Source organism: Bosea sp. ANAM02 (assembly GCF_011764485.1).
Taxonomy (GTDB): domain Bacteria; phylum Pseudomonadota; class Alphaproteobacteria; order Rhizobiales; family Beijerinckiaceae; genus Allobosea.
Genome location: NZ_AP022848.1, coordinates 4,225,666 through 4,245,554, shown reverse-complemented (window position 1 = coordinate 4,245,554; position 19,889 = coordinate 4,225,666). Strand labels below are relative to the sequence as shown.

Genomic DNA, 19,889 nt, shown 5'->3' with positions numbered 1-19,889 from the left:
GTCGCTGCGGGGTCAGCGGGCGACTTCGCGCTGCCAGCGGCGCGTCCAGGTCGCGCTGTTCCTGGCGATCACCTCGGGATCGATGAACCAGGCCTTCTCCAGGCTCTCGCCGTTCGGCACGATGCCCTTGAGCTTGTCCGAGAGCTTCACCTTGGTGTTGACCGCGCCGATATAGGCCCGCTCGGAGAAGCAGCCCTGGCCCTCGGCCGAGAGCACCTGATCGAGGAACTTGTAGGCGAGCTCGGTCTTGGTCGAACCCTTGGGCAGGACGACAGCCGGCAGGATGCCGACCGCGCCTTCCTTCGGATAGGCGACGGCGAGCGACAGGCCCTTGTCCATGGCGACGCCGGCGCGGTCCGGATACCACGGCGCGATTGCGATCTCGCCGCGCTCGAACAGGGAGAGGAGCTGGTCGGCCTGGGTGTAGAGCACGGCCGAGCCCTTCGCGAGCGGCTTGATCGCCTCGATGCCCGGGTCGATATTCTCGAGCGTGCCGCCCTTGAGCTTGTTCAGCGCCAGCAGGAACTGCAGGCCGGAGGTGCCGCTGATGTCGCCGATCGCGTATTTGCCGGCATAGGCCGGGTCGGCGATATCGAGCCAGGAGGTCGGCGGTGTCTTCACCAGCTTGGGATTGTAGACCAGCGTCGTCGCGCTCACCATCGCGACGACATAGTTGTCGTCCTTGCCCCAGGCGGTCGGGATCACGTCCGCGGCATTCTTCAGCTTCGCGCGGTCGATCTTCTCGTTGAGCTTTTCGTTGGCGGTCTGCGCCGCCAGCGAGTTGTCGATATAGACGATGTCCATGTCCGGCTTGCCGGCGGTGGCGCGCAAAGCCGCGGCGAACTGCGAGGAATTGCCGAGCTTCAGGGAAACCGTCGCGCCCGTCGCCTTCTCGAAGGCGGCGACATGGCAGGCCTTGACGTTCTCGGCGAAGGAGCCGCCGAAGGAGCCCACGACGAGCTCCTCGGCCTGGGCGGTGGAGGCGAAGGCGGCGCCGAGCAAGGCGGCGGCGGTCGCATGACGATACATCTGGCGCATGGTTGCTGGTCCCCGTCTGTTGGCCTTGGAGCCTCTAACAAAACCCCGGCGTCGAAACCCCTTCGGGTTTTGTTGAGGCTCTTAAGGCGCGCCGCTGTCGGCGCGGCTTTTCCCTGGTCGACGGAATTCCCCTCCCATCGGCCGGAAGGGAGCATGACATGGCTCGAATTATCTTTCAAGAAAGATAAATGAAAGATATTCTGGCGGCGCGACGGAGTGGCGCCCGCTTGCATCGCGCGCTGCGGCGTGGTCGGAAAGGGCTGCCCTGGAGGATGTGAATGCGCAACGAGGCCGCGCGAAACCTGACCTTCGAAACGCCCGACGCGCTCTGGCAGACCGACCGCGTCGGCGCCGGCATGCAGCGCTGGCGACGCGAATTCCCGGATGTCGATTGTTCGGGCAAGGCGATCGTCGGTCGGTTGCTCCATCTCAACGAGGTGTTCCAGGCCGCGATCAACCGGACGCTTGCGCGGCACAGGCTCAAATATCCGAGCTTCGCGGTGCTGGCGACGCTGCGCGTGCAGGGCGCGCCTTACCGAATGTCGCCCAAGGCCCTGCTCGACACGCTGATCCTGACCTCCGGTGGCCTCTCGAACCTGCTGCGACGCCTGGAGAAGGCGGGCCACGTCCGCCGCATGGCCGACGAGACCGACGGCCGCGGCGTCATCGTCGAGCTCACGGAGAAGGGCCGCCTGCTGGTCGAGCCGGCGATGCGCGACCATGCCGAGACCGAACGGCGCCTCGTCGCCATGCTGCCGCCGGCCGAGCAGGCAATGGTGGCCGGCGCGCTCGGCAGGATGATGCTGGCCGGCCGCTGACGGGAGCCGGAGGCCGCTCTAAGCTCGGCTAGTCCGTGTACGGCTGAGGAGCTTTCGTGCTGCAGCGAAGTCCCGCCCTGGTAGCTGCGGGGTCAGATATCAACAGGATCTTCGTGCATGGCTCGGTATGTGCGCCGAGCTCAGCCAAATCCTCGTCAATATTACACTCTTTCTCCTGCTAAGAAGAAAGAGTTCTGCCCAGGAGAGGGCCGGGCATTCAGTGCGAAAACCGCAATGGAATCACGGAAGCGAACGCTCGCTCTGTATTCTTTTGTATCACAGCTTTGAGTTATTTGTTGAGCCCTTTGGGTGGCAGGTTGTCGGGCGTGAGCAGCCGAAGAGCGACGTGACGCTCAGCACGTACTTCCGGGGTGAGCTGGAGCAGGCGAAGGTCGCGTGCCACGTTGACCTGGGTCGACGGGTACAACAACCGCCGGCTGCTGGAGCCTATCGGCAACATCCCGCCGGCCGAGGCCGAGGAGCGCTGCCCCGCCATGCTGAGCGAACCAGCCATGGCGGCGTGACTCAAACGAAATGGCCTCCGGGGAACCCGGCGCGGTTCAAGCCCGTGCCCACTGCTCGTTCTTGACTTATATTATCGCGAGCGATGCCGGGGTCTGTTCGAGCGCTTCAGAGGAGGAGCAGGCCTCTCCGCGCTGTCACCTTTGCCATAGCGCTTTAGTTCCTCGCGGACGATCGTGAGGAAACCATCGAGTAGAACGCCGTCGCGCTGGCTGGTCTGATACATGGCGTGACCGTAGAATGGGATCGCTGGCTCAAACGGCCGGATTGCAATTCCCGTATGGCGGTAGTCGTCGGCGGCGATCGGGTTGCAGATGCCGACGCCAAGTCCTTGCGCGACAAGGGCACAGATTGCTGCGCTGAATGGCGTCTCAAGGACATGGTGGCGCCTCACATCGGCATCCGCGAAGGCCCTGTCGACCCGGGCGCGGGCCCCGTCCTCCAGCGATAGCGAAATGAACGGTTCGCCGGCGAGGTCCTCGGGCGTCAGCGCTGTCTTCGTCTCCAAGGGGTGGCTTGGAGGCAGAACGCAGATGCCCGGAATCGCGTAGAGCAACTCGTGCTCGACCATCGGCAGTTCGATCACGTTTGCGACGAAACCGACATCACAGTGCGAGGTCGACATCCAGCGCGTGACCGTGGCGTCGTTTCCCATCTGGATCGAGATCGCCGCATTCGGGAACTGGTCTTTGAAGCGCTTGATGCAGCGGGGGATGAAGCCGAGCGCGACCACAGGCATCGCTGCGATCCGCAAACGGCCGGTGCCGAGCGCGCGGATGTCGCGCGCCGCATGCGCCAGATTCTCCAGCCCTACGAAACTGCGCTCGACCTCGCGATAGAACGACAGCCCTTCCGGCGTCGGCCTGATGCGACCGGCCCGGCGCTCGAAAAGGGACAAGCCGATCGACGCCTCCAACTCCGCGATCAGACGACTGATGCTGGGCTGAGAGGTACGCAGTTCCTGTGCGGCGACGGTCATCGAGCCACGCATCATCACCGTACGGAACGCCTCAACTTGGCGCATATTCATTGTATGTTCTCATATCAACAGTGAATAGAACAGCAAAAAATTGAGATTTGACCAGATAGCGGCGCGGCTCAATACTTTTCTGCATGGCCGCCTCTCGCTCGAACATTGCGGAGACTGCATCGCCCACCGGCATGGCATGCCTGCGGTGCTCGACGACGTTTCCTGTGCACGAATACGAGGCGGGGTGCCCGCGTTGCGCAGCGGAAAGACACGCTTCCAATCTGCGGCTGATCTATGACCGCGAAACCGGCGGTGTCCGGCTGCCGTACGCCCAAGCCGCGTCGCTCGGCGAGAACCTAACCCCGCTCGTCGACCTGCGAGGTCTTGCGGACGAAATCGGCGTGGGCCGTCTTTCGGCGAAGCTTGAATGGTGCAATCCGACCGGCTCCCACAAGGATAGGATGGCCGCTCAATTGCTGGCTCATGCCAGCAGGCTGGGCTTCCGCGAGATCGCGGCCGCCTCCAGCGGCAATGGCGGCCTAGCGGTTGCGGCCTATGCCGCGCTCCACGGGCTGAAGGCGGAGATCGCCACGACCCGCGCGCTGCCGGCTCATTATCGCGATGCGATGACTGCTCACGGCGCGACGCTCGCCTGCTTCGACAACAGCCTGGAGCGCTGGGCCCACGTGGCGCGACGCGTCACCGAGGGCGCTTTCGCTGCCACCAACTACCGCGTCCCCGCGATCGGCACGAACCCGTTCGGCATTGAAGGCTACAAGACGCTGGCCGCGGAGATCGCTGCGCCGGGAATGCCAGATGTCGTCGTCGTGCCGTGCGCCCGCGGCGATCTGCTTTCGGGGCTGCATCTGGGGTTCGCCGAGCTCGGTGCGATACCGAGGCTCGTGGGGGCGGAGCCGTTTCCGCGGCTGGAGCGCGTTTTGGCGGGAGCCGATTATCGAGAGAGCTTTTCGGGCGAAACGGACCAGTTCTCGATCGCCGGCAGCACCGTCACCTGGCAGGCGTTCGCCGCCTTGCAGGCCAGCGGCGGGACTGCGATCGCGGTGCCCGACGCGACGGCACGCGATGCGCAGCGGCGGCTCGCCGCCACCGGACTACATGCCGAGGTCTCCGCGTCCTCCGCGCTCGCGGCACTGCGACGGCTGGCTCAGGACGGCCACCTCGCCGGGCGGCATGCCGTGATCGTCCTGACCGGCTCCGGGCGCAACGATCCGGACCGCTACAGCCGCGCTGAGACGAAAGCGTCCACGGGAGGCTCGCCTCCCGTTCGGTAAGGCGGCGCCGACCGGTGACAAACCGCATTCAACTGACCGCCAAGGTCCAACAGAGGGAAAACGGAATGACCAGAATCCTTTCACGCAGCCTGACGGCGCTCGCCGCTCTCGCCATTGGCGGCCTGGCCGGCACCGCGCAGGCCCAAACCATGCCGCCCCTGCCGGAAGCCATCAAATCCGCGGGGCTGCTCAAGGCCGGGGTGCGCTGCGACCAGCCGCCCTATGGCTACAAAGACGAAACCGGTAAGTTCGCCGGCGTCGAGACCGACATGGCGATCCAGATTGCGACCTGGGCCTTCGGTTCGGCCGACAAGATTGAGCTGACCTGCGTGACCGCTGAGAACCGCATCCCGCAGCTCAACGGCAAGAAGGTCGACATACTGATCGCGACGCTCGGTATCACGCCGGAGCGCGCCCGCGTGGTCGATTTCTCCAAGCCCTATCGCTGGGGCGGCTCGGACATTCTCGTCGCCAAGGACAGCCCGATCAAGAAGCTCGACGACGTCGCCGGCAAGACCGTGATCATGCTGAAGGGCTCGACCCAGGCGAAGTGGTTCGAAGACAACATGCCGAAGGTCGAGAGCCTGCGGCTCAACACCGCCTCGGACTCGCTGCAGGCGCTGAAGCAGGGCCGCGGCGATGCCTATACGCATGATGCCGCCACACTGGTCGTGATCGCCGCCAAGGACCCGACCCTGCGACTGGTCGGCGAATCCTTTGCGGTGTCGGATGCCGCCGTCGGCGTGCGCAAGAACGACGCCGAATGGCTGGCCTATGTCGATGCCTCCCTGGACCGGATGAAGGCGGAGGGCCTTTACGCGAAGTGGATCGCGAAGTGGATCCCCGAGGAGATCCGGCCCTTCTACGTCGATGCCTTCACCAAGCCGAAGCCGACTGCACGCTGAGGCATGAGACCGTCTGGCCGGGGTTCGCGCATCGCACCCCGGCCTCCTTGCCCCCTTCGAGGCGCGGATCCCGTGGAATTCGACTTTTCCTATCTCGTCGAGAAATGGCCCGCGCTGATGGGTGGCCTGTGGCTGACCATCCAGGTCAGCCTGATCGCCATCGTCGCCTCGATCATCGTCGGGGTGCTTGGGGCCGCCGCGCGGGTGCTGAGCGTGCCCGTAATCGACAAGCTTGTAATCGGCTATGTCGAGTTCATTCGCAACACGCCGTTGCTCGCCCAGCTCTTCTTCATCTTCTACGGGCTGCCGGGCATCGGCATCCGGCTCTCGCTCTTCTGGTCGGGCGTGTTGAGCCTGACGGTCTGGGCTGGCGCCTATCAGATCGAGAACATCCGGGGCGGGCTCGAAACCGTCGGCAAGGGCCTGCGCGAGGCCGCGTTCTCGCTCGGGTTGACGCCCTGGCGCTTCTTCCGCCTCGTCGCGGCGCCGCTCGCCATCCGCGTCAGCCTGCCAGCGATGCTGAACACCTCGATCTCGCTTCTGAAAAACTCCTCCTATCTCCAGGCGATCGGGCTGGCCGAACTGACCTTCGTCGCGCTCGACCGCGTTTCGATGGATTTCCGCACGCTGGAGATGTTTGCCGCGCTCTGCGTGATCTATCTCGTGCTCGTCCTGATGCTTTCCTTCGCCGCGAACCGGATCGAGTACCGGCTCAACGCGCCCTTCCGGATGTGAGGGGGCGGCGATGGAACTACTGATCCGCAACCTGCCTTTCATCCTCCAGGGTCTGCAGATGACGCTGACACTGGCGCTGGCGACGCTATTCTGCTCCACGATCATCGCCTTCACGCTCGGCACGCTGGCGACGCTGCGTTTCAAGTGGCTGCGCTTGGTCGTGAAGATCTATGTCGAGCTGTTCCGCGACATCCCGCTGATCGTGAACATCTTCCTGGTCTTCTTCGTCGCGCCGCTGTTCGGGCTCGATCTGTCGCCTTTCGTCGCCGCGACGGTCGGCCTGTCGCTCTGGGGCAGCGCCAACGGCGTCGAGATCGTGCGCGGTGGCTTCAACGCTGTGCCAAAGCATCAATGGCAGAGCGCAGCGGCACTCGGCCTGAAGACTTGGGAGATCTACGCCTTCGTCACGCTGCCGCAGGCGCTCAAGGCCATCCTGCCGCCCTTCGTCGGGCTTCTGACGCTGCTCGTCCAGGCAACCTCGCTCGGCGCGCTCGTCGGCGTCACAGAGTTCTTCAAGGTCGGCCAGATCATCGTCGAACGCACAACGACGATGGAGGGCTGGAACCCGGCGTTTATCGTCTACGCAGCGGTGCTGCTCGTCTATTTCGTCATCTGCTCCTGCTTGACCTGGTTCGGCCGCTGGCTCGAACGCCGGCTGAAGCGCGACCAGCGCCGCCCGCAACCTGGCGCGCCCGCGATGGTCGAGGCCGCCCCGCAGCTTCCCTGATCTCAACAGATATCCTGAGGATCCGAAATGGAATCGAAAGTCAGTCGCCGCCTCACCGAGCCGGTCGCGCAGGAGGTCTGCGAGCACATCTACGCCCCCCGCCTCGCTCGCGATTTCCGCACCGTGTTCGGCTATATGAGCGACCTGAATCAGGCTCATGCGCTGATGTTGGCCCGTTGCGGGCTGATCTCTCCCGAGGTCGCGAAGACGCTCGCCGCCGGCCTGCTGCGGATGGAGCAGGAAGGGCCGGAGGTCGTCGAGCTCGATCCGCAGCGCGAGGATTCCTACTTCAATTACGAAGCGCATCTGATCAAGCTCGTAGGCACCGATGTCGGCGGGCGGCTGCATATTGCCCGCAGCCGCAACGATCTGACCTCGGCGCTCGACCGGCTTCGCGCCCGCGACCTGCTGCTCGACGCCGGTCAGGCCTTGCTCTCGGTCACCGAACACGCGCTCGACGGCGCCTTTCGTTTCCGCGACGCGGTGATGCCCGGCTATACCCATCTCCAGCCGGCCCAACCCGTGACCTACGGCTTCTACCTCGCCGGCGTGGCCCAGGCGCTGGGACGGGATTTCGACCGTCTCGCCGATGCGTGGGCTCGTACCAACATCAGCCCGCTCGGCGCCGGCGCGCTGGCTGGAACCGCCTTTGCGATCGATCGCTACGCGGTGGCTTCTTCGTTGGGCTTCGAGGGGCTGATCGAGAACACGCTCGACGCAGTCGCGACCCGCGATTTCGGGCTGGAGATCCTCGCCGGACTGTCGCAGATCGCGCTCGGCTGGAGCCGCGTCGCGCAGGATTTCCACGTGATGGTCTCGCACGAGTTCCAGACGGTGGAGTTCCCCGACCGCGTCACCGGCACCTCCAGCATCATGCCGCAGAAGAAGAATCCGGTCGTGCTGGAGCACCTCAAGGGCAAGGCCGGCCACCTGCTCGGCCTCTATGTCGCCTCGGCGACGGCGGTGAAGGGAACCCACTTCACCAACACGATCGACGGCAACCGCGAGACGATGCGCGGCGTCTGGGAGGCGGGCGAGGAGACGGTGCGCTGTCTTTCGCTGTTCGATCTCGTCGTCGCGACCGGCCGTCCGAACGCGACGCTGATGAAGCGGCGTGTCACGGAGGACTTCGCTTCCGCCACCGATCTCGCCGATCTGATGGTACGCGAAGCCGATCTCTCCTTCCGCGAGGCGCATCATGTCGTCGGCGGAGTGGTGCGCGCCGCGATGGATGCCGGGCTCGCCGCTGACGGCATCACGACGGAGATGGTTGACACGGCGGCGCTCGACCAGCTCGGCCGGCCGCTGAAGCTGGACGCTGAACGGGTCCGCCGCAGCCTAGACCCGAGCGAGAGCGTCGCTGGGCGCAGCCTGCCGGGCGGCCCTGCGCCCGACGCCGTTGCTCGTTCGGTCGCGGCAGCTCAGGGGCGCCTCGAAACCAACCGCGCCCTGCTCGCCGAGCGCCGGGGCCGGCTCCAGGCGACGCGCGATGCACTGAAGCGCGATCTGGCGGACCTCGCCGCATGAGCGCCGCACCGCTGATCAGCTTGCGCGGCATCGGAAAGCGCTTCGGCACGCATCGCGCGCTGCGTGGCATCGACCTCGATATCGAGGCCGGTAGCGTCGTGGTGCTGATCGGGCCGAGCGGCTCCGGCAAGAGCACGCTGATCCGCTGCATCAACGGCTTGGTCCGGCCGGACGAGGGCGCGCTCGCCATCGCTGGCCGTCCGGTCGACATCCATCACGAGAGCGCTTGGCAGCAGCTCAGGACCGAGATCGGCATGGTCTTCCAGGACTATGCGCTGTTTCCGCATCTCACCGTGCTCGATAACATGACGCTGACGCCGAGGCGCCGACTGAAGCTGCCACGCGCCGAGGCCGAGGCGAGGGCACAGAATCTGCTGACGAAAGTTGGTCTCGCCCACAAGGCGCAGGACTACCCATCAGCCCTCTCTGGCGGGCAGCAGCAGCGAGTTGCGATCGTGCGCGCGCTGGCGATGCAGCCGCGCGCGATCCTCTTCGACGAGCCGACCTCCGCACTTGATCCGGAAACGATCTCCAGCGTGCTCGATGTGATGAAGGGTCTCGCACGTGAGGGCGCGACCATGGTCGTCGTCACTCACGAGATGGGCTTCGCGCGCGAGGTCGCCGACCGCGTCGTGTTCATGGCCGACGGCGCAATCGTCGAAGAGGGAGCGCCCGACGTCTTCTTCGCGAATCCGCGTCACGAGCGCAGCCGCGCCTTCCTGTCGAATATCCAATCCTTCGGAGCCAAAGACCATGGCTGAATCGTCTGGCGTGCTGGCCCCCGGCTTCACGACCGATCCCTATTGGTGGGATGCGGCTCCGCCCGAGACAGCGCGCGAGCCACTGCCCGAGCAGACGGACGTCCTCGTGGTGGGCTCGGGTTATTGCGGGCTTTCGGCTGCCGCGGAGCTCGCGCGCCACGGCGTCGACGTCACGGTGGTCGACGCCGAGGATCTCGGTGCCGGCGCCTCGACCCGTTCAGGCGGCATGGTCTCAAGCGGGCAGAAGCTCGTCATCGGCGGCGCCATCAAGGGCGTCGACGCGGCTCGCATGGGACGCCTGCTGGAAGACTCCCTGTCCTCCTACGAACATCTCAAGACCCTCATCCGCGAGAAGGAGCTCGATGCCGATCTCGGCGTCTTTGGCCGCTATTTCGCCGCTCACGTACCGAGGCATTACGACCGGCTGCGGCGCCAGGGTGAACTGCTGGCGAAGCACACGGGCGTCACCGTCCACGAGATCCCTAAATCCCGCCAGGACGAGATCACGCGGACCGACTACTATCATGGCGGCATCGTCATCGATGACTATGGCGGCCTGCATCCGGCGAAATACCACCGGGCGCTGCGCCGGCTCGCCGCTGCCAACGGCGCGATCCTGCGCTCGCATGCGCCGGTTCTGAAGGTAGGCCCGGCCGTCGACGGCTTACACGAGGTCGAGACCGGGCGCGGGCGGATCAAGGCACGCCAGGTCTTCTTCGGCACCAACGGCTATAGCGACAAGGCGAGCGGCTTCCTGCACAAGAAGGTCGTCGGCGTGCGCAGCTACCAGATCGCGACCGAGCCACTGCCGCCCGTATTGATCGCTGAGATCAATACGGGCCGGCGCATGATCACGGATTCACGCAAGGAGCTGATCTACGCGCGCCCGTCGCCGGACGGTACGCGCATCCTGTTCGGCAGCCGGCCGGGCATGTTCACTCTGCCGGAGCGCGAGGCGGCGCCACGACTTCACGCGATGATGATCAAGGTCTGGCCGCAGCTCGCCGGCTACCGCGTTACGCATTGCTGGAGCGGCAAAGTGGGGATGACCGCTGACAAGATCGCCCATATGGGCAGGCAGGACGGCATCGATTTCGCGATTGGCTGCAACGGGAACGGCGTCGCGCTGATGACCTATCTCGGACATCAGTCCGCTCTGAAGCTGCTCGGCCGGCAGAACCGCAGCAGCGCTTTCGATGACCCATCCTTCCCGAAGATTCCGGTGCCGTTCTACGACGGCAGACCATGGTTCCTGCCGATCGTCAGTGGTTGGTATCACCTGCAGGATGCGATCGCGCGCCGCGCAGCCGGGCTCTGAGCGACGGAGAAACTATATGGCGAAGGTCGCGATGGTCTCCGGCGCGAGCCGCGGCATCGGCCGCGCGATCGCGGCCGAACTCGGACGGCAGGGCTTTGCGCTCAGCCTTGGCATCCGCGATGCGAAAGCCTCGCCGGGCGAGGGCTTCGCGCCGGCCGGGCTGGCTTCCTTTGCTTACGAGGCTGGTGAGCCCGGAAATGAGGCTGCCTGGGTCGCGGAAACGATGGCACGCTTCGGGCGGATCGACGTTCTTGTCAATGCGGCCGGCATCCTGCGTGAAGTCTCACTTGAAAGCGGCGATCCTGCCGACCTGGACGATCTGCTCGCAATCAACGTCAAGGCGCCTTTCCGCCTGATCCAGGCTGCCCTGCCGCATCTGAATGCGAGCGGAGAGGGCCGCGTCGTCAATGTCGCCTCGCTGTCCGGCAAACGCGTCCGAAACGGCAATGCTGGCTATCAGATGAGCAAGTTCGCCATGATGGGGCTGTCCCATGCGGTACGTCAGGCGGCCTTCGCTTCCGGGGTGCGCGCTCTCGCTCTGTGCCCAAGCTATGTCGCGACCGACATGACGGCGAACTCGACCATTTCTCCGGAGCAGATGACTCAGCCGCAGGATGTCGCCAATCTGGTGGCGATGATCGTTCGATTGCCGAACACGGCATCCATCTCCGAACTGGTCATCAATTGCGGCTATGAGGCCATGTATTGATGGCTTAGTGAGCTTTCGTCGCGCCAACCGTCAGGCCTTCAAGCAGACACGTCAAAGGTCAGAGAGGACCAGTTTCAGCCGCTCCGCTGCAAAACTCACTGCGGTACCCGGAAGCGGACCTTCGGGATGTCCGCTAGGGTCCACTTTGAGCTTCGCGTCGCCGAGCGAGTTGGACTCCCAGCAAGCAGACGTTGCCCATGTCGGCAAAGGGCCAGAGTTGCACATTGGCCGAACTGCGCTCCGTGCGACGTTTGATGGAGGAAGGGTTATCGGAACCCGATTTCGGGAACCCCCGCGAATCTGAGCCGACGAGCCGTTCCGGATCATACCAGCCCGAACGGATATTGGGATCAGCCGGAGCGGTTCTACTGGCTTTGGCAGGAGGCGATGGCCCATGCCCGCCATGTGCTGCTCGATATGATCGAGCGCTGGCTGTTCGAGTGCAGCCAATTCTTCAGGCTCGCCGCCTGAGCCGGACCACTAGACGCTGGTGATGACGAAGAAGGCGCCGGAGACGGCGCCTTCTTCGAGTCCGGGGGACGAACGGGAAAGCGCAGCCGGGATGGCTGTCGCCCCAATGAACAGATACCCGAGATGACCAAGAACAATCAGGATCGCGGCCTCGCGCCGCTGGCCGGCGATGGGCACGAGGGAGGCGGCAGTCCGCTCAGGCCAATCCGCGACCCGCTCTAGGTAAAGATGGCCTCGGCATTGGAGCGCTTCAGCAGCTCGCGTGATGCCACAGCCATAACCGCCATCTTGCCTGCCGGGCCGAGCGTGATGTGGCCGAATGCGTACGAAGCGACCCCTATCGGCTCGTTCTCGGCGACCTAAGGCCTGGCCGTATGGCTGGTCATCCGGACGGGCAGTGCCAATTGTTGGTAGGTCTGCAAGTCCACGCTGATGCCGGCCGTGATGAGAGCAGCGGCGGCGCTCGCTGGCGCCAAGCTGGCAAGGAATTCACCGACCGTGCTGCCGACCAGCGCAGCGCCAAATGTCGCACTCGTCGTCGCCCCAGGAGCGGTTGTCGCCTTGATGAAGGCCAGAGTTTCGACGTCTTCGCGATAGAAGTGGCGGCACACCTTTGCAGCGTCGGCGCCTTTTACCTCGGGATCCACCGCGCTGCGGAACTCGCAGAACACCGCACGGACTAAAGGCGAAATTGGTTGGTCACCAGCGCCGGAGCGAGAGACCTGGACGAACCGGGATCGGGCGATTTGCGTGTGTCATGGCCCTATCATGGGCACATGCCGGAGCGCGATACTGTCGACGCGTCACGCTTTCCTGCGCGCGATCGCGACCGCCATCTCGTCCAGTATGGAAGCGATCGCCTTCGCGATCTGCTTGCGATCCTCTGACACTTCAACAGGCAGCCAATGCAGGTCGATCAGCGCCTCAATCACCGGCATGGACACTTCAACGGGCGCGACAACCTGGCCCGCTTTCAAGCGAGCCCGGTGGCGGCGCTGGCGCGCTGATTGCGACGATGGTGAGCGCACGCGCTGGGCCTCGCCATTACGCCAGCGGTGCCGGGACGTGCAAACCGCCCAGGTATCGCGCGGCCCCGGTCAACGCTTCGCCCTCGTCGGTCCCGCGCTGGTTAGGCGGAGGTCGCGGCCCAGTCGACGGCAGGTCGCGGCAGCTCGTTCAACGGCCGCCTCAACAGGAAGAATATAGTTCAGGACAAGCGGATTATCGCGATGCTCTCGCCGGGCGATCTTCTGCAGCGCGGCGAGGCGGGCGCGCGCGTCGACGTAGTCGACCACGGCATCGACTTCGATTGCGGAAACCGGATCGCCCGCCGCATTTCGCATGTCGCAAACACGCCTGAACGCGCTTTTTTGCGCCTTCGTCAGGCCTTTCGGCATGACATCAGCAATTGAAATCGCCGTCATGGCTTTGATTTTCTCCCGTATTTTCAAAGCCCCGAGCTTTTCAAACTCGCCATGAAAGCTGCGAAATGACCGAAAAAATGGGGTCGCTGTGCAGAGTTTTGATTTCGCCGGGGCCCCTGATTTCGGCTCAGGGATTCAGTGCCCCAGAAAAAAATCTGCGAATGAGACCTTGAGCGGTGGCGGCCCCTTGGCGGTGAGGATTTGGCGACCCGCCCCCCCGGCCTCGGAACCACCGGCATGCGCCACCGTTGCTTGAGGGCGCTGCGTCAACGCGCTGGTGGAGCTGCATCGATGATGACGGAAGAAGCGACCGAGATCCTTGGCGTGCAAGGCAGCATGCCCTGCACAATCCATTTCTGGGGCACCGACACACCATCCCGGAACTTCGACACGGTGCACGACGGCCTGAAGTTCATCGCCGAGGCTGGGAAGCAGGAGCCGCTCCCGGATCTCCACATCCATGGCAACGAGGGCGACACCGCCATCAACGGACCAGAGCTCGAGCAGCTGATCGCGGTGGCAAAGGTGCAGCGCGCGGGACCGCGATAAGCGAACGGGACACGATCGCACACATCTCAGACGGGGCATGGCGTGGCCTCCGTCTCGATGCGCTCGACGACGCGTCGCGCGAACTCGTCATGCCGCAACAACACTGCCCGGGCGATCTCACCGCTCTCGGCATCGGCGCGGGATCTCCAGCACGTCACCCAGCCTGCGCGAGGGCGATCGGGCTCAGCGAGAACGACCCGCGTGCCATGGTCATCGGCGATACGGTGCCAACCCTTGGTGTGGGGGCGGTCATCGTTGCGCCCTCGATGGCCCGTCGACATAGGCCAGGTGCGCGGCCGGATGGATCACGGGGAACAACAGGATCGGCGCGAGCGCCATGGTGCCAGCGCGCCGCGCCATGGCCCGATCGAACCCGGCGAGTGGCTGGCGGTTCTGCCAGCGCGGCAGCGTCTTTCGAACCGAGATGAAGTCGACGACCTTTTCCGCCGGCCGGTTGGCTGCCCATTCGAACAGGTCGGAGGCAATGTCGCTCATGCCGATGCCCTCCCGGCAGCGCGGAGCCGGGCAAACCCAAGCTCCCGAACATTCAAGATTTCCGATTTGCAGGCGGCGATGCCGAGCTGCCTGGCGTGCTCCAGCAGCCGGTCCAGCGCATCGGTTGGCACGAAGCCACCGATCTCACGGCCGATGCTCAGGTTGCCGCGGCCGAGCTCGGTCAGCACTGCTATCTCGACGGGGCCCGGCTCGACCTCGCGCGCCTGCGGAACCTCAACATCTTGAACGGTCGAGCGATTGCAGAACGGTCGAGCTTGCAGCGCTCCGGACCATCGCTCTGCCCCTGCGTCGAGCTGGCGTCGCTACGCGACAAGGGCTTTTCGGAGGGAGCCAGGGGAGCAGGGGCAGGCGCCCCAAGATGCGAAGCATCGTCATCCATCCATGACGGGAACTCGCCAGGACGAAACGGCGTCCCATCCCGCGCAGCGGCGAGTACAACCGAACGTTCAAGCTCAGTGCGAGGGGGTAGGGGGAGTCTACTCCCTACTATGGCAGAACGATTTGTTCCGGCTTTTGACCTGAATCGTTCCGCCTTTTCGCCGACGCTACCCGGAACGATTTGTTCCGCCTTACCCGGAATGATTTGTTCCGGCTTTTCGGCGGGCTGGGCAGCGGGAACTATGGCCCTGATAACCCTCTTCGGGCCGTTCAGATCGATCGTGATCTGCTTCGCCTTGACGAGGTCACCGAGGCCGTAGCGGATCGATCGCTCGTCCACGCCAGTCTCATCCTGGAGCCAGCTATTGCCGACGAACGACTCCATCTGTCTGTTGAAGACCGGCGTCAGCACGGCAACGAGCGCAATGGCGCGTGCCTTGCCGGAGCAGGAGCGCAGCGCAGATCGCCGCCAGCGTGCTTTCGGGCCGTGGTCTGGTCGATCGGCATCGCCGGGCGTGTCGCTATCGAGCGAGGTTGCCACGGTCAGGCCGCCGGCTGCTCGATGCGGAGCGGGGGTGGCTTTGGCGCGCCCTCGGGCCAGTTCATCTCAAACCACGTCACGACTTCATCGTACGTGCGGGCGGTGAAGCTCTTGGCCGGGTCGGCTATCCGCTCGAAGAATGAACTGTCATTGCGGCAGCGCCGCGAGACGGTGGACAGCGCGCACCCTGCAGCGGAGGCATAGAGCGCGGCGACTGCCAACAAGTGGCTTCGAAACTCGTTTTCCATTCGCTAACCATCTACAGAAATTTCCACCAAAAGAAATATATGAAGGAAATATCTGCATGTATCGTGATCGCGAAATGTCGGATATTGCCGCCAATGAAAGGGGTGGAAATGAGCTTGGCGGACAGAATTCGAGAACGGCTAGAAGTCGTTAAGAAAAGTGCGTCTGGGGCGTCCTTGGAGGCGGGACTTAGTCGGTCAGCGATACAGGATATTCTGTCCGGGAACTCGACGAGCCCACGACTTGATACGCTTGAAAAGCTGACTGGGCCGCTTCAGTGCTCGATTGAATATCTTGTAGGTGGAGCGACCGAGAAAGGTATTGGTTACTTCGCTGATTTGATGATGGACCGAGTGAGTCTCGTATTGTCCAGTGGGACATTCAGGAGAAAACTCGAATTCGGCGGTAGGCAAGACATCGATACCTCGGAGCGTGAGTACCCTATAGCCCGCGACGAACGGCTGCCCGCTTGGAATATGCAGCTGTTCAGGCTTGCCGACGAAGCTTTGGAGCTGAGGGGGTTGCAGAGAGGCGATATCCTTCATGTTGCCACTCCTCCCTTCGAAGACGACACGCTTCATATCGCTCTGAAAAGGGGGCAAATCGTCACAATCAGCCATACCCTGCACCCGGTTGGGTTGACCGAGCATGCTGCCCGTATCGTTGAGCCTGTAGCTGGTGGCTTCGAACTTGTGCCAGCCTCCACGAAGGAATTCGATGCCTATCGCATCGGCGGGGCCAGCATGGGATCTGTGAATTCGTACTCTACAGATGACGGATGGATCACGATTACCGGCCTGGTGACGGGCCTCTATCGCGAAGTCCCAATTGATCAATGACAGAAATATCCAACATGACAGTTGACTGATTTTTCTGTAGAAAACATCGTATCTCCTGTCACAAGGGAGATACTGACGACCCGCGCAGAATCCGCCTTCAACGATCCGCTCCGTATCGTGCCCGATAGTGAAGGAGGCACGCGAGCGATGGTCGTATCCACGATCGCGAAGCAGTTCACTGACGCCGCCTCGCGCAGTGAGGTCGCAGCCATCCTTCGGGCGCATCCCGTCGAGATTGGTCGAGATGCGCTCTGGCGCGCGATCCATCACGACCATGAGCAGATCGCGGCGCATGAGGTTGGGGCGATGCGCCTGCGCGACCATGCCGACATGCTGCGGTCCGCTACCCGTGGCGGCAGCAGCCATCTCGACGCCGATATCCCGTTCTGAGGATCGGCCATGCCCCGCCGTCCGGCCCTCGTTACGCAAGCTGATGTGAACCGCGCCATCCGCGCAGCTCGCCAGGCTGGGCTCGTGATCACGCGCATCGTGGCGCGGCCGGATGGCGTTGCTATCGAGACAAGCGATAGCCCTTCCGTGTTACCCTTCCCGTCGCAGGCTCCAGCGCCACCTCAGGTCGCTGTAGAGCCGTCCGACGACGATTTCGAGATGTAGCCATGGTCCGCAAGCTGCCTCTCCATCTCCGCCGCGAGCGCACCCGTCATGGGACGGTGGTGTATTTCGTCCGTGTCGGTCACGGGCCGCGCGTCAGGATCCGCGAGACATTCGATACGCCCGAGTTCTGGGACGCCTACACAGCCGCCCTGCAAGGCAAGCCGGCGGAAGCCCGTGCGAGCAAGCCTGAGAACAAGGCGGGCTCCCTGGCGTGGCTGGTGGCGCGTTATATGGCCAGCGCCGATTGGTCGAACGAAATCAGTGCCGCCACCCGTAAGCAGCGCGGCGCAATCTATCGCACCGTAATGCCAAAATTGGGGACAAGCCCTACAAGGCAGTGACGAAAGCCAAGATTGCAGAGGGCAGGGACCGGCGGAAAGAGAAGCCTCACGCCGCCAACAACTTCCTGAAGGCCATGCGGACCCTGTTCGGCTGGGCCGTGAAGAACGAGCACGTTGAGGCTGATCCGACGATCGGCGTGAAGCTACTGTCGACCGACAACCGGGAAGGCTTTCACACGTGGGATGAAGACGAGGTCGCGAAGTTCGAGGCCAAGTGGCCCATCGGGACGCGTGAGCGCCTTGCCATGGATTTGCTGCTCTATACCGGGCTGCGCCGCGGCGACGTGGTGAGGATCGGCCGCCCGCACGTCAGGCGCGGGCTCCTCACGATTCGAACTGAGAAGACGGAAGAGGTCGTCATCCTCCCGGTGCTGCCGCCGCTGCAGACGTCGATCGATGCGACTCAGGGCGGAGAGCTGACCTTCCTCGCCACGTCGCGCGGCCAGCCTTTCGACAAGGCGTCGTTCGGCAACTGGTTCGCCAAGAAGTGCAAGGAGGCTGGCGTGCCGGGGAGGGCGCATGGCTTGCGGAAGTGCGGAGCGGTCAGGGCGGCAGAAGGCGGCGCGACCGAGGCGCAGATGAACGCCATCTTCGGATGGGCCGAAGGGAGCAAGCAGAGCTCCACCTACATCAAGAAGGCTGACCGGGCGCGACGCGCTGCTGCGGCGGCTCAAACGCTCCTGCCGGTACTGAAGCCGGAGGATCAAATACCGGAGGAGGAAGCACAGCCCGTGAACGCAAAATCCCGCACCGTATGATCTGGTGCGGGATTTTGAGAGGATAATACCAATGATTTCAGCTCGGTAGAAAGCTGAGTGGTGCCCAGGAGAGGACTGACGGTCCGTACCCCCGGCGCCTTGAAAAACAAGCGTTTTTTCTCTCGCCGAATGCCCCCTGTGTACCCGCTTCGTGTACCCAGGCCAACTCCCCTTCTTGAGACCGAGTGTGGCCCAGTTGAGCTAGTGCGACGAGCGGCGGTTGCGCTAGGTTGATCGCCAAAGACCGACACCTTCGGGGGACAAGTGGCCATCGACCTACAAGACATCTCGCGGCGTTTGTTCGCCGCGGCCGATCAACTCTGGACGAACAGCAACCTGCGCCCCGACCAGTACGCGCAGCCAGTGCTGGCGCTCATCGCCTTGCGCCAGATGGAGGCCAAGTTCGAAGCCGTCCACAAGGACCTGGAGCCTCACTTCAAGGGCCGCCTGAAGGCCACTCCGGCGGACTATCAGGCCCGTGGTGCGGTCTACCTCCCGGAGACGGCCCGCTTCTCGCGCCTGCTGGCGCTGCCGGGCACCGCCGATCTCGGAGCCGAGCTCAATGCCGCCATGAAGGGGATCGCCGAGGCCAACCCGGACCTCGCAGGTGCGCTGCCTCAGGGCTATCAAGGTCTGCCCAACGCCGTCCTGCAGGAACTGCTGCGCCTCCTGGCGCCGTTGAAGATCGAAGGGGACGCCTACGGGCTCATCTTCGAGTACTTCATGGGGCAGTTCGCTTCCTCATTCATGCAGAAGGGCGGGGAGTACTTCACTCCCGCGTCCATCGTGAAGCTCATCGTCGAGGTGATTGAGCCCTATCACGGGGCGATCCTCGACCCGGCCTGTGGTTCAGGCGGCATGTTCGTTCACTCCGCCGAGTTCGTCCGTCGCCATCACAAGGCCCCGGAGAGCGAGATCAGCGTCTTCGGCGTCGAGAAGATGGCCGATACGCTCCGCCTCTGCCGTCTCAACCTCGCGATCCATGGGCTCTCCGGCGATCTGCGTGAGGCCAGCAGCTATTACGACGATCCGCATAAGCTGATCGGCCGGTTCGACTTCGTGATGGCCAACCCGCCCTTCAACCAGTCGGAGGTGGACCGAACGAAGCTGGCAAACGAGGCAGGGACAATTGATGCTCGGTTCCCTCTTGGCCTACCCACTGTCAACAACGCCAATTACCTCTGGATCAACCTGTTCTACGCAGCCTTGAACCCCTCCGGCCGGGCCGGTTTCGTTATGGCGAATAGCGCCAGCGACGAAGGAAAGGGTGGACAGCTGGAGTTGCGACGTAAGCTCATAGAGACCGGCGCCGTGGACTGCATCATTGCGGTCGGTCCGAATATGTTCTTCACCGTGACCCTGCCGGTGACCCTCTGGTTCCTTGATAAGGGCAAGGCGAAGGGGCCGCGTGGCGACCAGGTGCTGTTCGTGGATGCACGGAACCTGTACCGGCAGGTGACGCGAGCGCACCGCATGTTCGACCCGGACCAGATCGAATTTCTCGGCAACATCGTTCGCCTTTGGCGCGGCGAGCCCGTGGAGACAGAGGCGGGAAGTGCGACGCGGATGGCCGAGGCGTTCCCGGAGGGCCGTTATCGCGACGTGCCGGGCCTTTGTCGGGTGGCAACGCGAAAGCAGATCGAGGAGCAAGGTTGGAGCTTGAACTCGGGGCGCTATGTCGGGGTCGCGCCGGGGCAGAAGCATGACGAAGAGGAATTCCGAGTGAAGCTGGAAGCGCTCCAGGAGGAGCTGGAGGAGCTCAACGTGGAAGCCGCACAGCTCCAGGCGGCAATCTCGCGGAACGTTGCCGAGCTTTTGGAGGTCTGACCGATGGGCTCGCACTGGCCTCGCCGCGCAATTTCCGAGCTCTGTCTGGACATAGTGGACTG

The 19,889-nt window shown here is 63.8% G+C and carries 25 protein-coding genes and 1 pseudogene; 16 read left to right on the top strand and 10 right to left on the bottom strand.

What is annotated here, in order from left to right:
* Positions 1–12: 12 nt before the first annotated feature.
* On the bottom strand, positions 13–1,038 hold the full coding sequence (locus tag OCUBac02_RS20320) for an ABC transporter substrate-binding protein (RefSeq protein ID WP_047576312.1): 1,026 nt from the start codon (positions 1,036–1,038) through the stop codon (positions 13–15).
* Between the two features lie 278 nt (positions 1,039–1,316).
* Between OCUBac02_RS20320 and OCUBac02_RS20315 the strand changes: the two genes are divergently transcribed.
* Both OCUBac02_RS20315 and OCUBac02_RS20310 read left to right on the top strand, forming a co-directional pair.
* On the top strand, positions 1,317–1,856 hold the full coding sequence (locus tag OCUBac02_RS20315; RefSeq protein WP_052232086.1) for a MarR family winged helix-turn-helix transcriptional regulator: 540 nt from the start codon (positions 1,317–1,319) through the stop codon (positions 1,854–1,856).
* 398 nt (positions 1,857–2,254) lie between these two features.
* Positions 2,255–2,380, top strand: a pseudogene (locus OCUBac02_RS20310) (IS3 family transposase); the annotation flags it as partial.
* Between the two features lie 71 nt (positions 2,381–2,451).
* Here OCUBac02_RS20310 and OCUBac02_RS20305 read toward each other — a convergent pair.
* Positions 2,452–3,408 carry a LysR substrate-binding domain-containing protein gene (locus OCUBac02_RS20305; RefSeq protein WP_173048178.1) on the bottom strand — a complete coding sequence of 319 codons (957 nt, stop codon included), beginning with the start codon at positions 3,406–3,408 and terminating at the stop codon, positions 2,452–2,454.
* An 83-nt stretch (positions 3,409–3,491) separates the two neighbouring features.
* Here OCUBac02_RS20305 and OCUBac02_RS20300 point away from each other — a divergent pair, with 83 nt between their 5' ends.
* The 8 genes from OCUBac02_RS20300 (at position 3,492) to OCUBac02_RS20265 (ending at position 11,322) form a co-directional block, all read left to right on the top strand.
* The gene (locus OCUBac02_RS20300) at positions 3,492–4,640 is read left to right on the top strand and encodes a pyridoxal-phosphate dependent enzyme (protein ID WP_173048176.1); all 1,149 of its coding nucleotides are present in this window, start codon (positions 3,492–3,494) and stop codon (positions 4,638–4,640) included.
* Positions 4,641–4,705: 65 nt separating this feature from the next.
* Positions 4,706–5,545, top strand: coding sequence for a transporter substrate-binding domain-containing protein (locus OCUBac02_RS20295; protein WP_052232088.1), 840 nt, complete (start codon positions 4,706–4,708; stop codon positions 5,543–5,545).
* 72 nt (positions 5,546–5,617) lie between these two features.
* Entirely contained in the window at positions 5,618–6,280 is a 663-nt protein-coding gene (locus tag OCUBac02_RS20290) for an amino acid ABC transporter permease (RefSeq protein WP_047576315.1), read from the top strand.
* 10 nt (positions 6,281–6,290) lie between these two features.
* Positions 6,291–7,007, top strand: a complete 717-nt coding sequence (locus OCUBac02_RS20285; protein ID WP_052232089.1) for an amino acid ABC transporter permease — start codon at positions 6,291–6,293, stop codon at positions 7,005–7,007.
* Between the two features lie 27 nt (positions 7,008–7,034).
* A complete protein-coding gene (gene argH, locus OCUBac02_RS20280; RefSeq protein WP_173048174.1) occupies positions 7,035–8,534 on the top strand; it encodes an argininosuccinate lyase in 1,500 nt (499 codons plus the stop codon).
* Positions 8,531–9,295, top strand: coding sequence for an amino acid ABC transporter ATP-binding protein (locus OCUBac02_RS20275; RefSeq protein WP_280528830.1), 765 nt, complete (start codon positions 8,531–8,533; stop codon positions 9,293–9,295). The genes argH and OCUBac02_RS20275 overlap by 4 nt, the downstream gene beginning before the upstream one ends.
* The gene (locus tag OCUBac02_RS20270; RefSeq protein ID WP_173048172.1) at positions 9,288–10,613 is read left to right on the top strand and encodes an NAD(P)/FAD-dependent oxidoreductase; all 1,326 of its coding nucleotides are present in this window, start codon (positions 9,288–9,290) and stop codon (positions 10,611–10,613) included. The genes OCUBac02_RS20275 and OCUBac02_RS20270 overlap by 8 nt, the downstream gene beginning before the upstream one ends.
* A 31-nt stretch (positions 10,614–10,644) precedes the next feature.
* A complete protein-coding gene (locus tag OCUBac02_RS20265) occupies positions 10,645–11,322 on the top strand; it encodes an SDR family NAD(P)-dependent oxidoreductase (protein ID WP_197933281.1) in 678 nt (225 codons plus the stop codon).
* Between the two features lie 480 nt (positions 11,323–11,802).
* On the opposite strand, the gene OCUBac02_RS20260 is transcribed toward OCUBac02_RS20265, so the two are convergent.
* The 4 genes from OCUBac02_RS20260 to OCUBac02_RS20250 all read right to left on the bottom strand — a co-directional run bounded on the left by OCUBac02_RS20260 (position 11,803) and on the right by OCUBac02_RS20250 (position 13,217).
* Positions 11,803–11,970, bottom strand: a complete 168-nt coding sequence (locus OCUBac02_RS20260; RefSeq protein WP_173048171.1) for a hypothetical protein — start codon at positions 11,968–11,970, stop codon at positions 11,803–11,805.
* Between the two features lie 182 nt (positions 11,971–12,152).
* A complete protein-coding gene (locus OCUBac02_RS20255; RefSeq protein ID WP_047576323.1) occupies positions 12,153–12,464 on the bottom strand; it encodes a hypothetical protein in 312 nt (103 codons plus the stop codon).
* Between the two features lie 132 nt (positions 12,465–12,596).
* Positions 12,597–12,731, bottom strand: coding sequence for a hypothetical protein (locus tag OCUBac02_RS27535; protein WP_280528829.1), 135 nt, complete (start codon positions 12,729–12,731; stop codon positions 12,597–12,599).
* 159 nt (positions 12,732–12,890) lie between these two features.
* On the bottom strand, positions 12,891–13,217 hold the full coding sequence (locus OCUBac02_RS20250) for a hypothetical protein (RefSeq protein ID WP_173048170.1): 327 nt from the start codon (positions 13,215–13,217) through the stop codon (positions 12,891–12,893).
* Between the two features lie 291 nt (positions 13,218–13,508).
* Between OCUBac02_RS20250 and OCUBac02_RS20245 the strand changes: the two genes are divergently transcribed.
* On the top strand, positions 13,509–13,766 hold the full coding sequence (locus OCUBac02_RS20245) for a hypothetical protein (protein ID WP_047576326.1): 258 nt from the start codon (positions 13,509–13,511) through the stop codon (positions 13,764–13,766).
* A 249-nt stretch (positions 13,767–14,015) separates the two neighbouring features.
* Here OCUBac02_RS20245 and OCUBac02_RS20240 read toward each other — a convergent pair whose 3' ends face one another.
* The 4 genes from OCUBac02_RS20240 to OCUBac02_RS20225 are packed head-to-tail and all read right to left on the bottom strand — an operon-like array spanning position 14,016 to position 15,422.
* A complete protein-coding gene (locus OCUBac02_RS20240) occupies positions 14,016–14,261 on the bottom strand; it encodes a hypothetical protein (RefSeq protein WP_047576330.1) in 246 nt (81 codons plus the stop codon).
* The gene (locus tag OCUBac02_RS20235) at positions 14,258–14,449 is read right to left on the bottom strand and encodes a hypothetical protein (RefSeq protein WP_173048169.1); all 192 of its coding nucleotides are present in this window, start codon (positions 14,447–14,449) and stop codon (positions 14,258–14,260) included. Before OCUBac02_RS20235 ends, OCUBac02_RS20240 begins: the two co-directional genes overlap by 4 nt.
* 2 nt (positions 14,450–14,451) lie before the next feature.
* Complete coding sequence (locus tag OCUBac02_RS20230; RefSeq protein WP_173048168.1) at positions 14,452–15,201, bottom strand: hypothetical protein; 750 nt, start codon at positions 15,199–15,201, stop codon at positions 14,452–14,454.
* Positions 15,202–15,203: 2 nt separating this feature from the next.
* Entirely contained in the window at positions 15,204–15,422 is a 219-nt protein-coding gene (locus tag OCUBac02_RS20225; protein WP_173048167.1) for a hypothetical protein, read from the bottom strand.
* A gap of 3 nt (positions 15,423–15,425) precedes the next feature.
* Between OCUBac02_RS20225 and OCUBac02_RS20220 the strand changes: the two genes are divergently transcribed.
* The 5 genes from OCUBac02_RS20220 to OCUBac02_RS20200 all read left to right on the top strand — a co-directional run bounded on the left by OCUBac02_RS20220 (position 15,426) and on the right by OCUBac02_RS20200 (position 19,827).
* Positions 15,426–16,286, top strand: a complete 861-nt coding sequence (locus OCUBac02_RS20220; protein WP_173048166.1) for a helix-turn-helix domain-containing protein — start codon at positions 15,426–15,428, stop codon at positions 16,284–16,286.
* A 147-nt stretch (positions 16,287–16,433) separates the two neighbouring features.
* The gene (locus tag OCUBac02_RS20215; RefSeq protein WP_173048165.1) at positions 16,434–16,676 is read left to right on the top strand and encodes a hypothetical protein; all 243 of its coding nucleotides are present in this window, start codon (positions 16,434–16,436) and stop codon (positions 16,674–16,676) included.
* A 227-nt stretch (positions 16,677–16,903) separates the two neighbouring features.
* The gene (locus OCUBac02_RS20210; RefSeq protein ID WP_173048163.1) at positions 16,904–17,242 is read left to right on the top strand and encodes a hypothetical protein; all 339 of its coding nucleotides are present in this window, start codon (positions 16,904–16,906) and stop codon (positions 17,240–17,242) included.
* Complete coding sequence (locus tag OCUBac02_RS20205; RefSeq protein ID WP_173048162.1) at positions 17,239–18,000, top strand: tyrosine-type recombinase/integrase; 762 nt, start codon at positions 17,239–17,241, stop codon at positions 17,998–18,000. Before OCUBac02_RS20210 ends, OCUBac02_RS20205 begins: the two co-directional genes overlap by 4 nt.
* Before the next feature lie 264 nt (positions 18,001–18,264).
* Entirely contained in the window at positions 18,265–19,827 is a 1,563-nt protein-coding gene (locus tag OCUBac02_RS20200; protein ID WP_173048161.1) for a type I restriction-modification system subunit M, read from the top strand.
* Positions 19,828–19,889: the final 62 nt, after the last annotated feature.

Bases quoted from the DNA above. Each gene is read 5' to 3' on its own strand.
- OCUBac02_RS20275 (WP_280528830.1), top strand. From the start codon at position 8,531: ATGAGCGCCGCACCGCTGATCAGCTTGCGCGGCATCGGAAAGCGCTTC.
- OCUBac02_RS20215 (WP_173048165.1), top strand. From the start codon at position 16,434: ATGGTCGTATCCACGATCGCGAAGCAGTTCACTGACGCCGCCTCGCGC.
- OCUBac02_RS20285 (WP_052232089.1), top strand. From the start codon at position 6,291: ATGGAACTACTGATCCGCAACCTGCCTTTCATCCTCCAGGGTCTGCAG.
- OCUBac02_RS20265 (WP_197933281.1), top strand. From the start codon at position 10,645: ATGGTCTCCGGCGCGAGCCGCGGCATCGGCCGCGCGATCGCGGCCGAA.
- argH (WP_173048174.1), top strand. From the start codon at position 7,035: ATGGAATCGAAAGTCAGTCGCCGCCTCACCGAGCCGGTCGCGCAGGAG.
- OCUBac02_RS20295 (WP_052232088.1), top strand. From the start codon at position 4,706: ATGACCAGAATCCTTTCACGCAGCCTGACGGCGCTCGCCGCTCTCGCC.
- OCUBac02_RS20305 (WP_173048178.1), bottom strand. From the start codon at position 3,408: ATGAATATGCGCCAAGTTGAGGCGTTCCGTACGGTGATGATGCGTGGC.
- OCUBac02_RS20315 (WP_052232086.1), top strand. From the start codon at position 1,317: ATGCGCAACGAGGCCGCGCGAAACCTGACCTTCGAAACGCCCGACGCG.
- OCUBac02_RS27535 (WP_280528829.1), bottom strand. From the start codon at position 12,731: ATGCCGGTGATTGAGGCGCTGATCGACCTGCATTGGCTGCCTGTTGAA.
- OCUBac02_RS20210 (WP_173048163.1), top strand. From the start codon at position 16,904: ATGGTCCGCAAGCTGCCTCTCCATCTCCGCCGCGAGCGCACCCGTCAT.
- OCUBac02_RS20245 (WP_047576326.1), top strand. From the start codon at position 13,509: ATGATGACGGAAGAAGCGACCGAGATCCTTGGCGTGCAAGGCAGCATG.
- OCUBac02_RS20320 (WP_047576312.1), bottom strand. From the start codon at position 1,038: ATGCGCCAGATGTATCGTCATGCGACCGCCGCCGCCTTGCTCGGCGCC.
- OCUBac02_RS20240 (WP_047576330.1), bottom strand. From the start codon at position 14,261: ATGAGCGACATTGCCTCCGACCTGTTCGAATGGGCAGCCAACCGGCCG.
- OCUBac02_RS20270 (WP_173048172.1), top strand. From the start codon at position 9,288: ATGGCTGAATCGTCTGGCGTGCTGGCCCCCGGCTTCACGACCGATCCC.
- OCUBac02_RS20250 (WP_173048170.1), bottom strand. From the start codon at position 13,217: ATGACGGCGATTTCAATTGCTGATGTCATGCCGAAAGGCCTGACGAAG.
- OCUBac02_RS20300 (WP_173048176.1), top strand. From the start codon at position 3,492: ATGGCCGCCTCTCGCTCGAACATTGCGGAGACTGCATCGCCCACCGGC.